This window comes from Pseudomonas sp. 15C (assembly GCF_055484735.1).
In genome coordinates, this window is record NZ_JBUDGD010000092.1 from 1 (window position 1) to 13083 (window position 13083).

At 58.5% G+C, this 13083-nt stretch carries 12 protein-coding genes; 4 read left to right on the plus strand and 8 right to left on the minus strand.

Annotation, left to right across the window (positions count from 1 at the left end):
* Positions 1 to 703: RHS repeat-associated core domain-containing protein (locus ACYYKW_RS25555; RefSeq protein ID WP_464991493.1), on the plus strand; the 703-nt coding region annotated here is incomplete at its 5' end.
* Between the two features lie 14 nt (positions 704 to 717).
* Positions 718 to 1128, plus strand: a complete 411-nt coding sequence (locus ACYYKW_RS25560; protein ID WP_331717142.1) for a hypothetical protein — start codon at positions 718 to 720, stop codon at positions 1126 to 1128.
* Positions 1129 to 1165: 37 nt separating this feature from the next.
* On the opposite strand, the gene ACYYKW_RS25565 is transcribed toward ACYYKW_RS25560, so the two are convergent.
* Together ACYYKW_RS25565 and ACYYKW_RS25570 are read right to left on the minus strand one after the other, a co-directional pair.
* On the minus strand, positions 1166 to 2953 hold the full coding sequence (locus ACYYKW_RS25565; protein ID WP_464991494.1) for a bifunctional diguanylate cyclase/phosphodiesterase: 1788 nt from the start codon (positions 2951 to 2953) through the stop codon (positions 1166 to 1168).
* A 118-nt stretch (positions 2954 to 3071) separates the two neighbouring features.
* Positions 3072 to 5156: a carboxy terminal-processing peptidase gene (locus ACYYKW_RS25570; protein ID WP_167359888.1), complete on the minus strand. Its 2085-nt coding sequence runs from the start codon at positions 5154 to 5156 to the stop codon at positions 3072 to 3074.
* 138 nt (positions 5157 to 5294) lie between these two features.
* On the opposite strand from ACYYKW_RS25570, the gene ACYYKW_RS25575 reads away from it, so the two are divergent.
* Positions 5295 to 6257 (plus strand): zinc-binding dehydrogenase, encoded by a 963-nt coding sequence (locus ACYYKW_RS25575; RefSeq protein WP_336356882.1) that lies wholly within the window; start codon positions 5295 to 5297, stop codon positions 6255 to 6257.
* A 27-nt stretch (positions 6258 to 6284) separates the two neighbouring features.
* On the opposite strand, the gene ACYYKW_RS25580 is transcribed toward ACYYKW_RS25575, so the two are convergent.
* From ACYYKW_RS25580 to ACYYKW_RS25605, 6 genes are all read right to left on the minus strand, one after another.
* Positions 6285 to 6938: an HAD family hydrolase gene (locus ACYYKW_RS25580; RefSeq protein ID WP_464991495.1), complete on the minus strand. Its 654-nt coding sequence runs from the start codon at positions 6936 to 6938 to the stop codon at positions 6285 to 6287.
* A gap of 118 nt (positions 6939 to 7056) precedes the next feature.
* Positions 7057 to 8046, minus strand: coding sequence for an ABC transporter ATP-binding protein (locus ACYYKW_RS25585; RefSeq protein WP_203421310.1), 990 nt, complete (start codon positions 8044 to 8046; stop codon positions 7057 to 7059).
* Positions 8043 to 8843 (minus strand): ABC transporter permease, encoded by an 801-nt coding sequence (locus tag ACYYKW_RS25590; protein ID WP_464991496.1) that lies wholly within the window; start codon positions 8841 to 8843, stop codon positions 8043 to 8045. The genes ACYYKW_RS25585 and ACYYKW_RS25590 overlap by 4 nt, the downstream gene beginning before the upstream one ends.
* The gene (locus tag ACYYKW_RS25595; protein WP_167359925.1) at positions 8830 to 9666 is read right to left on the minus strand and encodes an ABC transporter permease; all 837 of its coding nucleotides are present in this window, start codon (positions 9664 to 9666) and stop codon (positions 8830 to 8832) included. Before ACYYKW_RS25595 ends, ACYYKW_RS25590 begins: the two co-directional genes overlap by 14 nt.
* Before the next feature lie 5 nt (positions 9667 to 9671).
* Entirely contained in the window at positions 9672 to 10478 is an 807-nt protein-coding gene (locus ACYYKW_RS25600) for an alkaline phosphatase family protein (protein ID WP_093103231.1), read from the minus strand.
* Positions 10479 to 10661: 183 nt separating this feature from the next.
* Positions 10662 to 11729, minus strand: coding sequence for an ABC transporter substrate-binding protein (locus ACYYKW_RS25605; RefSeq protein ID WP_090282478.1), 1068 nt, complete (start codon positions 11727 to 11729; stop codon positions 10662 to 10664).
* 351 nt (positions 11730 to 12080) lie between these two features.
* Between ACYYKW_RS25605 and ACYYKW_RS25610 the strand changes: the two genes are divergently transcribed.
* Entirely contained in the window at positions 12081 to 12794 is a 714-nt protein-coding gene (locus ACYYKW_RS25610; protein ID WP_093103228.1) for a UTRA domain-containing protein, read from the plus strand.
* Positions 12795 to 13083: the final 289 nt, after the last annotated feature.

The following is a 13083-nucleotide window of genomic DNA, read 5'->3' on the forward strand; positions in this document are numbered from 1 at the left end:
TGCGGAAAGCGGTTTGCATTACAACCGCCACCGGTATTACGACCCGAGGCTGGGGCGGTACCTGACACCGGATCCGATCAAGTTGGCCGGTGGGTTGAACCAGTACCAGTACGTGCCGAATCCGACGGGGTGGGTGGATCCGTTGGGGTTGACGTCAAATTGCCCGCCGCCAAAAACCAATAAGACCGATAAGTGCCAAGTACCAACTCAAGCTAACAGGCCTAATGTAAATCAAGGGTTACCGACTGTTCCGGCTGTTGGCAAAGATGGCCCGCAAAACGAAGCTGAAGCTAAGCGCCAGGTATTAGCTTGGAACAGACAATATAGAATGCACTCAGTAGAAAAACATGGGCCAGAGATTGATGATGCAGCTTTAAAGCAAAGATCAATAGACGGCTCGCACCCAACAAAAAAAGGAGTTAGAGGGCCAGTAGGTCCGAGCTCTCAATTCAGTAGTTGGATGATGCAATTTAGGGCGTTGCATTTTGCTTTGTCCAGAATGCATAAAAAAATACCTGAGCCGACAGGATATGATGCTGACGAAAACCCTATTGTCAGGATGAAGCTGCCGGGAGCGGGTCGTGGGTACAAGCCCAATGAAAGAGATCCAAGCAGTCCTCGGTACATAGATAGCTTGGATGGAGCGGAAGTGAAATTTGATAAGCGAGATGTTAAACGACCATTCACTGGCTTTCCAAGATAGGTGGAATTATGTTAATGCAGCCATTCACAAACTTTCCATATGAACCTCGACTTTCACATGTTTTGGGTGGAATATCGATTTATGATCAAGAGGAAACGCTTGGCGAGGCATTGTGGGTTTACAACCCTAATAAGTACGAAGATCAGAAAAAAATAATTAATAACTTCATTGTGTCCTGGTTTGATCATTTAACCTATCGTCATAGGTTTGTGATTTATAAACTTCTTGAAAGCCATTTACAGGATGCTAATTTTGATTTTTCTAAAGAGTTTGAGAGCGACTATGATGATCCGAGAATACTTGCATGGGATGAGACGGAAATAATGGATCCTCGTGGTTTCTTTGAACATATATTCGAGATCGCTAGTGAATCGTGGAAGGATGATCTGATTCGGGCGAGCCTTGAGGATCAGAGCGAATGGTGACATTGAGTTGTCTCGTCATTTCGTAAATTTGAAAAAATTAACGTCGCTCCACTAACTGCGGTTGTTGATCACCCAAGGCGAAACTATCAATCAAATGCACACTAAACCCCACAACATTCTTCGCATGATGCTTCGCCTGCGAAGCCATCTCCGCCAGCTGACTCGCATCCAGTTCCGCGCAGGCTTCCGGGCGAAGGTGCACCACCCCAATCGATAACGACAACAACGCAAACTCCTGTCGCACGCCCTGGCGATTCGGCGCCACAAAACATCCCGCCTCAACATGCTCGGGCCGGTAAAAACGTCGGCACTGGCTCTGAAAATCATCAAGCAGTTGATTGAGGCGTTTGCGCCAATCCTCTGGGCCGAGGACGAGGAGGAAGTCGTCGCCGCCGATGTGGCCGACGAAGTCGCGGGTGGGGTCGACGCGTTCGTTGAGGCACTGGGCGAGGCACAGCAGGACTTCGTCACCGCGGCCGTAGCCGTAGATGTCGTTGAAGGGTTTGAAGCTGTCGATGTCGACGTAGCAGATGATCGACTCGCGGCCCTGCTGCAGCAGGCGGGTCAGGCACTGTTGGATCGGTACGTTGCCGGGCAGCAAGGTCAGCGGGTTGGCGTAGCGGGCCTGCTGGATTTTCAGTTCGGTGATCAGTTTGAGCACGTCGATGACCCGGCCGAGGCCGAGGTAGCTGCCGTTGAGGGTGATGATGAAATCTTCTTCGATGCGCTGGCGGGCGCGGCTGGTGATCAGGCGGCTGACTTGTTGCAGCGACTGGCTCATTTCCACCGCGAGGAAGTCGTCGCTCATCAGGCGGCTGATGGGTTTGCGTGCGAACAGATCGGTGGCGAAGGGTTTGAGCAAGGCGTCGGACAGCGAATGACGGTGGACGATGCCGGCGGGTTGGCCCTGTTCGTCGAGCACCGCCAGCGAGTTGAGGTTGGCCTGGCGGCGGAACGCTTCGAGTACGGTGGCGGTCGGGGTGTCGCGGTGAACCGCCGGTTGCTCGTTGAGCAGGGCGCTGAGGTCGCTGCCTTCGTCGTTCAGCGCTACGGCGCTGCTGTCGTGTTTCGGCATCAAGGCGCGGGAGTCGCGTGATGGGTGTTCCTGGGGGCGACCGAGCAAATAGCCTTGCACCAGATCGACGCCCATTTCAGTCAGCACGGCGAGTTCTTCTGGCAGTTCGATGCCTTCGGCGATCACTTGTGCCCGCGAGGCTTTGGCGATCTGCAGGATCGACCCGACGAACTCGCGCTTCAACGCATCCTGATGAATGCCATCGATGAAATGCCGGTCGATCTTCACGTAATCCGGGCGCAGCTCTGACCATAGACGCAGGCTCGAATACCCGGCGCCAAGGTCATCCAGAGCAATGGAAAAACCCATCGCCCGGTAGTGATGCAGGGCGGTTTGCAGCAACTGGAAGTCATCGATGGGCGTCTGCTCGGTCAATTCGATAACCACCTGACTGGGCGGAATGCCGAAGTCCTGCAGCAGCTGCAAGGTTCGTCCCGGCTGATGCGCCGCTTCGAGAAGAGATTCCGGCGAGACGTTGAGAAACAGCTTGCCCGGGAGCTTTTGTTCGTTGAAACGCCGGCAGGCAGATTCTCGACAGGCGATCTCCAGCTCACTCAGGCGGCCGGCCTGACGCGCCACGGCAAACAGGGCAATCGGTGAGTGCAGAGGGCTGTTGGACGGGCCGCGAGTCAGGGCCTCGTAACCGAGGATGCGTCGCTCGGAGAGGCTGATGATCGGCTGGAACAGGCTGTGCAAACCGCTTTGAGTCAAGATCGAGCTCAACGCGCTCAGCTGTTCGGTCGTGGTCATGGCAGTCTCTGGCGACAAAAAAAAGGACCGGGAGCGTGGGCTCTCGGTCCTTTATTGCACGACAGAATGATGACTGTTTGATGACGATCAGGGGATCGCCAGCATTAATTTGCCATCATTACTTCTTGGCTACCTGATTGCTCAGCTTCAGGTAATCGAGCAGTACGCGCCCGGTTTCGCTCAGGTAGGCATCGTCTTCCGGTTTGACTTTGTCCGGATCGGCCGCCGCCAGTGCGTCCTCGTCTTCTTTCTTCAGCTCTTTGAGCGGTTCTTCGCCTTTGGCCTTGCGACGCAGGTTCTCCATCGTCAGCTGTTTGGCGTCGATGTCGGCGTGCTGGGCGCGACGCTCGGCTTCGTTGAGGCTGACGGTTTTTTCTTCCATCAGCTTTTGCGCCAGTGCCAGCTTGTCGCGGATGAACACGAACTCGGCATCCTTGGCGGTGCGCGTGTCATGTTCCGACTTGAGCTGAGCCAGGTACGGTTTGAACGGATCGGCCGCCGGTTTGATCGCGGCGCGAATGGTGTCCCACGGCATGGCTTCCGGCAGGGCGCTCTCGCCGATTTCCTTGGTGTCGATCAGCGACGGGTAGTCGATGTCCGGCAGCACGCCCTGATGCTGGGTGCTCTGCCCCGAAACCCGGTAGAACTTGGCCAGGGTCAGTTTCAGTTCGCCGTGGTTCAGCGGCTGAATGGTCTGCACCGTGCCTTTACCGAAAGTCTGACCGCCGATGATCAGCGCACGATGGTAGTCCTGCATGGCGCCGGCGAAGATCTCCGAAGCCGAGGCGGACAGGCGGTTGACCAGCAACGCCATCGGCCCTTTGTAGAACGCGCCCGGGTTTTCATCTTCCAGCACGTCGACGCGGCCATCGGCGTTACGCACGAGAACGGTCGGGCCCTTGTCGATGAACAGGCTGGTCAGCTCGGTGGCTTCCTGCAGGGAACCGCCGCCGTTGTTGCGCAGGTCGATGACCACGCCGTCGACTTTGTCTTTCTGCAGTTCGGTCAGCAGTTTCTTCACGTCGCGCGTGGTGCTCTTGTAATCCGGATCACCGGCACGGAACGCCTTGAAGTCGAGGTAAAAGGCCGGGATCTCGATCACACCGAGCTTGTAGTCCTTGCCGTCCTGTTTCAGGTTCAGCACCGACTTCTTCACGGCCTGGTCTTCGAGCTTCACCGCTTCACGGGTGATCGGCACGATCTTGGTGGTCTGGTCGTTTGGCGCATTGCTCGCTGGAATCACTTCCAGGCGCACCACGGTACCTTTCGGCCCGCGGATCAGCTTGACCACTTCGTCCAGACGCCAGCCGACCACGTCGACCATCTCTTTGTTGCCCTGGGCAACGCCAATGATCTTGTCGGCCGGGGCCACTTGCTTGGTTTTGTCAGCCGGGCCTGCCGGCACCAGACGCACGACTTTCACCTGATCGTTGTCGCTCTGCAACACGGCGCCGATGCCTTCGAGGGACAGGCTCATGTTGATGTCGAAGTTCTCCGCGTTATCCGGCGACAGATAGTTGGTGTGCGGGTCGTACGACATGGCGAAGGTGTTGATGTACGCCTGGAAGATGTCTTCCGGACGGGTCTGGTCCAGGCGCGCCAACTGGTTCTTGTAGCGCTTGGTCAGGGTTTCCTGGATCTGCTTGGGCTCTTTGCCGGCGATCTTCATCCGCAGCACTTCGTCCTTGACGCGTTTGCGCCAGAGGTCGTCGAGTTCAGCGGTGGATTTGAGCCAAGGGGCGTCCTTGCGATCGATCAGCAAGGTCTCCCTGGTGGTGAAGTCCATCTTGTCGACGCCTTTGTTCAGCTCGGCAAGGGCGAAGTCCAGACGCGCCTTGACGCGGTCCAGATAGCGCTTGTAGATGGTGAACCCGGCGTTGAGGTCGCCGCTCTTGAGGAAGTCGTCGAACTGGGTTTTCCACTTGTCGAATTCAGCGATGTCGCTGGACATGAAATAGCTGCGCGACGGATCCAGCAGCTTGAGGTAGCTGTCGTAGATGATCACCGAGCGCGCATCGTCCAGCGGCGGCTTGCTGTAGTGGTGACGCTTGAGCAACTCGACGACGTTCAGGCTGGCGATGACTTCATCGCGATCAGGCTGCAACTTGTCCCAGCTGTTGGCTGCGAATGTAGTGCCCGACACCGGCAACAGACCGATACCGATGAAAAGAGCGAGGGCGGTGCTGGGGAGCAGATGCTTCATGCTGATTCGACGCGGGGACAATTGATAACGCATATTAGGCCGTCTTTGAAGTCGCCGGTTCTACGAGAGCCGGTCGCATAATGCAAAAAGCCCGGCGCTACAGCTTCGGGCTCAGTCCAGACTCACTATGGAGGCACTGTGAAGGCATTGCAAGGCGTTGACGGTCAAGTGGCATGGGTTGAAGAGCCGAGTCCTGCGTGCGATGTAGGACAAGTCCGCATCCGCGTGGCGGCAGCCGGCCTCAATCGCGCCGATTTATTACAGAAAGCGGGGCTGTATCCGCCTCCGCCGGGTGCCAGCCAAGTGCTCGGTCTAGAGTGTTCCGGGGTCATCAGCGAGGTCGGCGCGGGCAGTGCGTGGCAGGTCGGCGATCGGGTGTGCGCCTTGCTGGCCGGGGGCGGCATGGCTGAAGAGGTGGTTGTCGATGGGCGGCACGTGCTGCCGGTTCCCGAAGGCGTTTCGCTGATCGAAGCCGCCGCATTGCCCGAGGTTTATGCAACAGTCTGGCTGAATGTGTTTCAGCTTGCGGCGCTCAAGCCGGGTGAGAAAGTTCTCCTGCATGCCGGCGCCAGTGGAATCGGTTCAGCCGCCATTCAGCTGTGCAAGGCGTTTGGTAACCCGTGCTGGGTCAGCGTTGGTTCGGCCGAGCGTCTGGCTTACTGCGAGTCGTTGGGCGCGCAGGGCGGCGTGCTGCGTACCGACGATCTTGAGAGCCTGCGCGATTTCGGTCCGTTCGATGTGATCCTCGATCCGGTCGGCGGCAACTATTCGGCGCTGAACCTGAAGCTGGTGGCGCTGGATGGGCGTTGGGTGCTGATCGGTCTGATGGGGGGCCGTGATGCGAAACTGGATCTGGCGCAGGTGCTGGCCAAGCGCGTGCAACTGCTCGGTTCGACATTGCGCAGTCGCAGTGATCAGTTCAAGGCAGATTTGCTCAGCGATCTCGGCCAGCAGGTGTGGCCGTTGTTTTCTGAAGGGCGGTTGCGTCCGCAATTGGCCAAGGCGTTTGCGGTGAAGGATGCCGAGGCGGCGTTTGCCGAGTTGGCGAGTAATACGGTGGCGGGCAAGCTGGTGTTGGTGATTGACGAGGGATTGAGCTGACAATACAGCCCTCCTGCAGGGGTCGGTTTATTTCCAGAGATGGATTGGCCAGCCGGATTTTTCTGCGTGTTCGAGCAGCACCGGGTCCGGATTGACCACATGCGGGAAGTCCACTTTCAGCAACAACGGCAGATCATTACGCGAGTCGGAGTAAAAACTCGCGCCTTCGAGGTTCTCTTCTTCCGCATCCAGCCACTCCAGCAAGCGGGTGATCTTGCCTTCGCGATAGGTCAGGGTGCCGACGGTCTTGCCGCTGTAAACGCCGTGGGCGACGTCCAGTTCGATGGCCAGCACCTCGTCGATGCCCAGGCGTTCGGCAATCGGCTTGACCAGGTGCGTACCCGACGCCGAGATCACCAGAATGCGGTCGCCGGCCTGGCGGTGTGCGGCGATGGTTTTGGTCGCGTCGCTGAAGATGATCGGTTCGATGAAATCTTCTACCCACGGGCTCACCAAATGTTCGATTTCTGCAGGCGTGCGACCGATCAGCGGTTCAAGGCTGAAGGCCATGTAGTCTTCCATCGCCAGGTGGCCGCGCCCGTAAGCGTCCATCAACTCCTTGTCACGCTGCATGAACGAATCGCCATCGACCCAGCCGAGGCGAACCATTTGCTCGCTCCAGAGCGAGGAGCAGTCGCCGTGGATCAACGTTTCGTCCAGATCAAAAATTGCCAGGGCCATCGGTTCTCTCCGAGAACAGCTGCAAGCTACAAGCGTTGAGCTGCAAGAATTAAAATCAGATACACCGCAGTCTACAGCTTGAAGCTTGTAGCTCGAAGCTTGCAGCTTGCAGTTGCTCCTAAGCTACTTCACACAGCGCCGTCGGATCGATGGAAAGTGCCAGGCGCTGACCATCGGGAAGCAGATCGGCCGCCGAGCGGTTGAGCACATCCACCACCAATTCCACGCCGCGCGCTTCGACTCGGTAACGGATCACATTGCCCAGCAGGCTATGGCTGCGGATCTGTGCGTCGGGTTCGCCGTTGAGGCTCAGTTCGATGGCTTCCGGACGAATCGCGATGCGGTGGTTGATCGGCCGTTGCAGCAGCTTCGAGGCGTCCTCGGCATCGAGCAGGTTGTAATTGCCGATGAAGCCGGCGGCGAACACGTCGACCGGCGCGGTGTAGAGGGTTTCGGCGTCGCCGCTCTGGACGATCCTGCCCTGATTCATCAGGAAGATTCGATCCGACATGGTCAGCGCTTCTTCCTGATCGTGGGTGACGAAAATCGTGGTCAGGCCGAGTTCGCGCTGGATCTGTCGGATCTGCTCGCGCAGGTGTTTGCGAATCCGTGCATCAAGGGCCGACAGCGGTTCATCGAGCAGCAGCAAACGCGGACGTGTAACCAACGAGCGGGCGAGGGCGACGCGCTGGCATTGACCGCCGGACAGCTGATGCGGGTAGCGGCTGGCAAAGTCGTGCAGTTCAACCAGTTTCAACACCTCGGAAACGCGTTTATGGCTGTCGTCGCTATTGACCTTCTGCATGCGCAAACCGAAGGCAACGTTCTGCTCGACGGTCATGTTGGGAAACAGCGCATAGCTCTGGAACACCATGCCGATGCCGCGTTTCTGCGGGCTCAACGGGACGATGTCGACGCCGTCGAGCAGGATCTGCCCGCCATCCACCGGCGTCAGTCCGGCGATGCAGCGCAACAGGGTCGACTTGCCGCACCCGGACGGGCCGAGCAAGGTAACGAACTCACCCTTGTTGATCTCGCAGTTGATGTCGCTGAACACGGTGGTGCCCGCGTAGTTTTTCTGCAGGTGTTGGACGCTGACATAGCTCATTCGCTTTTGTCCTTGTTCAAGGTGTTGGCGATCCAGGTCAGGACCAGCACGAAAAGGAAATACGAGATCACCAGCGCACTGGTGAAGTGGCCGCTGCTGTTGCGCATGTTGTTCAGGTACACCTGCAGGGTTTCGTAGCGGGTGCCGACGAGGATGTTGGCGAAGACGAACTCACCGAACAGGAACGAGAACGACAGCAGCAACGCGACCATCAGGCCTTTGCGCAGGTTCGGCAGCACCACCAGGATTGCCGCTTGAAAGGTACTGGCGCCGAGCAATTGTGCGGCGTCCATCAGGTCGCGCAGGTTGATCGCTTGCAGGTTGTTGGTGATCGCCCGGTACATGAAGGGTAGCGCCACGGTGAAGTAGCAGCCGATCAGAATCCACGGCGTGCCGACCATCGCCATCGGCCCGGAGCCGTAAAGCTGCAACAGGCCCACCGAGGACACCACCGGCGGCACCGCAAAGGGCAGCAGGATCAGGATGTTCATCAGCGCATCGAGTTTCGGGAAGTGGTAATGCACCACGAACAGCAGCGGCAGGATCAGCACCACCGACAGCACCAGCGCGCCGACGCACACCAGCAACGACTGGCCAAAGGCGTGAAGGAAACGCGGATCGCTCCACAGCTGGATGTACCACTTGAAGGTAAAGCCGCTGGGCAGAATGGTCGCCGACCAACTGCTGGCGATCGAATACACCAGTGTGCCGGCCAGCGGCAGCAAGAGAATTGCGAACAACAGGTACACCACGACGCGGTGGTAGAGACCGGCGGGGCCGAATTCAGCGCGAGACATGGTAGCTCCTCTTCAACAGCAGTTGATGCACGACGGTGACGATGGTCATCAGCGCCACCAGCACCACGGCCAGCGCGCTGGCCAGGTTCGGGTCGAGAGAGATGTCTCCGGAAACCATTGCCGCGATTCGGATCGGCAGCACGTTGAAGTTACCGGTGGTCAACGCATACACCGTGGCATAGGCGCCGAGGGCATTGGCCAGCAGAATCACGAACGTGCCGAGCAACGCTGGCGTCAACACCGGCAAACCGATGTGCCGCCAGAATTGCCAGCCATTGGCACCCAGCAGGGCGGCGGATTCGCGCCAGTCTTCGCGCAGCGCGTCAAAGGCCGGGTAGAGCAACAGCACGCCGAGGGGAATCTGAAAGTAGGTGTAGAGAATGATCAGGCCGGTTTTCGAGTACAGGTTGAAGTCTTGAATGATCCCCGACTGTTTCAACATGATCGTGATGCTGCCGTTGAAACCGAGCAGGATGATGAACGCGAATGCCAGCGGCACGCCGGCGAAGTTGCTGGTCATGTTGGCGAAGGCGTTGACGAAGTTGCGCAGTTTCGAGTCGACCCGACGTAGCGAATACGCACCGAGGACGGCGATCAGGATGCCGAACACGCTCGACCAGAAGCTGATCTCAAGGCTGTACTGGATCGCCTGTCGATAGAATTTCGATCCGAAAATTTTGCTGAAATTGGCCAGGCCCCAACCGGAATCTTCCGATTGCAGGCTGTTGATCATCACCCAGACAAGCGGGGCGATTTCGAAGACGATGAAGAACAGCGCGAACGGCACCAGACACAGCGCCGCCAGCCATTTGCCGCGAGTCATGGCGTTCACTTGAGCAGCTCCCGGCACACAGGTTTATCGTGGGGCACGCCGAGCAGTTCGCAGACAGTGCCGCAGATTTCGGTCTGTCTGGGTGCGGCTTCCGCGTTCAGGCTGAAGGCATCGCCGAGGACGAACAACGGCACCTGGCGCTCTTCCGGCAGCAGGCCGTTGTGCGAGCGGTCGTTGTTCATGCCGTGGTCGGCGGTCACCAGCACTTGATAGCCGGCGTCGAGCCAGCCTTGCAGGTAATCGGCGAGAACGATGTCGGCCGAGCGCGCGCTGTTGCGATATTGCGAGCTGTCGAGGCCGTGCTTGTGCCCGGCATCGTCAATGTTCATCGGATGGACGAGCAGGAAATTCGGCGCGTGGCGCAGGCGCAGGTTTTCTGCGTCGGCGAACAGGTGCGAATCCGGGTAGTGGTCGTTCCAGTAGAAATGCCCGTGCTGGATCGGCAGGGACGGATCGTCGGTGTGTCGATCACGCGCCGCGACGAAAGGTGAGCGGTTGTACAGCTCACTGACCCAGTGATAGGCCGCCGCAGCGGTTTTCAGCCCGGCATCGCGTGCGTAGTGATAAATGCTGCGCTGACTGGACAGGCGCGAGACGTTGTTGTGAACGATGCCGCTGTCGATCGGCGGCACGCCGGTGAGAATGCATTCGTAAAGCGGTCGGGACAGGGCCGGCAGTTCGCACTCCAGTCGATAGAGCGCGGCGCGTCCTGCGCCAGCATAAGCCTGCAGATGCCCCATGGCGTGACGCGCAACCTCGTAGTTGAGGCCGTCGAGCACGACAAGGATGACGTTGTGCTTCATAGGGGCAAGAACTCCGCGAAACAGTGAATTCAAATTCAGCCGAGATTCCCTTGTAGGAGTGAGCCTGCTCGCGATAGCGGTGGTTCAGCCAACATGGTTGGTGAATGTTCGACCGCTATCGCGAGCAGGCTCGCTCCTGCAGGGGGATTTGTTTCAGGTCACAGAGAGTGGTGATCTGAAGCCTTACTTCATCTCTACGATGACTTCCTCGTTCCACACCTGCGGCAAGGATTTGGAGGTCTTTTCCCAGGCATCGGCGTCCTTGATCGGGGTGACCTTCTTGTACTGCTCGTTCGGCAGCAGTTTGGCTTTGACGTCTTCCGGCAGTTGCAGGTGTTCGGCACGGATCGGACGGGCGTTGCCGCGGGCGAGGTTGGTCTGGCCGGCGTCGCTGAAGATGTATTCGCGGGTCAGCTTGGCGGCGTTGGGGTTTTTCGCGTACTTGTTGATGATCGTGGTGTAGCCGGAAATCACCGAACCGTCGGACGGGATCAGCACCACGTAATCATCCGGGTTGGCCATCTTGGCTTTGTAGCTCAGGCCGTTGAAGTCCCAGACCACACCGACTTCGATCTCGCCTTTTTCCATGGTGGCGATGGTCGGATTGGCCATCGACAGGCGACCCTGTTTGGCGATGTCAGCGAACAGCAGCAGGGCCGGCTTGATGTTCTTCTCGTCGCCACCGTTGGCCAGTGCCGCGGCGAGTACACCGTTGGCCGCTTGCGCGGCGGTGCTCACGTCACCGATGGACACCTTGTATTTGCCGCTTTTCAGGTCAGCCCATTTGGTCGGCACTTCGGAGCCGTGCAGCAGCTTCTTGTTGACGATGAAGGCGATGGTGCCGGTGTAGGCCAGCGCCCAGTTGCCGTCCTTGTCCTTGGCCCAGTCCGGAACCTGATCCCAGGTGCTTGGCTTGTACGGTTGCACCACGCCTTGCTTGACCGCGATCGGGCCGAAGGCCGCGCCGACGTCGCCGATGTCGGCGGTGGCATTGTCTTTCTCGGCGGCGAACTTGGCGATTTCCTGCGCCGAGCTCATGTCGGTGTCGATGTGTTTCAGGCCATAGGTCTTGGCCAGGTCTTCCCAGGTACCTTTCCAGTTGGCCCAGTCATCCGGCATGCCGACGCTGTTGACGGCGCCTTCCGCTTTGGCAGCGGCTTCGAGGGTTTTCAGATCGGTGCCGGCCGCCATGGCGGAGGTGCACAGTGCAATGGTCGAGCCTAACAGTGTTGCCAGGAAAAGCTGTTTCATTCCGAAGCTCCTTGGTCGTGTTCAACGCTGCGATTGCGGTATGTGTTGGTCTAGGTCAGCAATACCTGAGCCAATTTAAGCGGGCTGGATGACACTTTAATGTCGGCAGCGGTTTGTCCGGCCTTTTCTGTGCCCGGTGTGGGCAGGTGCTCGCTAAGCGTAGACCAAGCCCCGAGGCCCGGTAGGCAAGGGACTTGGCCGATGTATTGCAAGTCGTGAGGACGACCGTTGAGCAGTTTTGTCATCTGCCGGTCATCTGCAGTGCCTAGGCTTGCGACATCAGGAAACGGCTTTTTGGCCTTGCGCTTTTGCCCCGAAACAGTGCTGGTCTAGTCCAGATAGGTAACGTTGATGCGTGATGAGGCAACAAAAGCGGTGACAGCGATTGGCCAGGTGTTGCAGGAGCAACTCGATCACGGCTTGCTGGCGGCGGGCAGCAAGTTGCCGGCCGAGCGCAAGCTCAGTGAGTTGTTCGGCACGACGCGTATTACCGTGCGCGAGGCGTTGTTGCAGCTGGAAGCGCAGGGGCAGATTTATCGCGAGGAGCGCCGTGGCTGGTTCGTGTCGCCGCCGCGTCTGGCGTACAACCTGATGCAGCGCAGTCACTTTCACGCGATGGTCAGTGCGCAGGGGCGGGTGGCGTCGACCGAGGTGATTTCCGCACGTTTGCAGCCAGCGTCGGCGGCGGTGTGTGCGTGGTTGCAGTTGCCGGCGCTGTCGAGCGTGATTCAGATTTGCCGGTCGCGGCGCATTGACGGGCGATTGGTGTTGTATGTGGAGCACTATTTGAATCCGCAGTTTTTTCCGGGGATTCTCGAGTTCGATCTGAATCAGTCGATGACCGAGTTGTATGCGCGGCATTTTGATTTGCACTATGGGCGGGTGCGCTTTGAGATTGTGCCGACTTCATTGTCGGTGGATGCGGCGGCCGCTTTAAGGGTTTCGGTGGGGAGTCCGGGGTTGCGGATTGCACGGGTCAATTATGATCAGCATGAGCGGTTGATTGATTGTGATCTGGAGTTTTGGCGGCATGATGCGATTCACGTTGGGGTTGATGTGGTTTGAGGTTCCTTGACCTTGGCGGCCTCTGGGCCGACCAGGTTCTGGTTGTTTTGGGGGCATATCCGTTGCTTCGGGTGGTGCTGATGGCGGTTTCGCCCTTACGGCGAGTCCCTTTTTCAAACGCCAAAAAGGAACCAAAAGGCTTTGCTCCTGCGTTCGGCCCTCGCAGGCTCGGGTCCCTTCGCTCCGGGACCGATCCGGGCGCAGCGGCTACGGTTTGCTTCGCTGCACCTCCTTCCGCTGTGTACGACTTCGTCGTACGGTCGCTGCGCTCCCACGCCCGGATCAATCC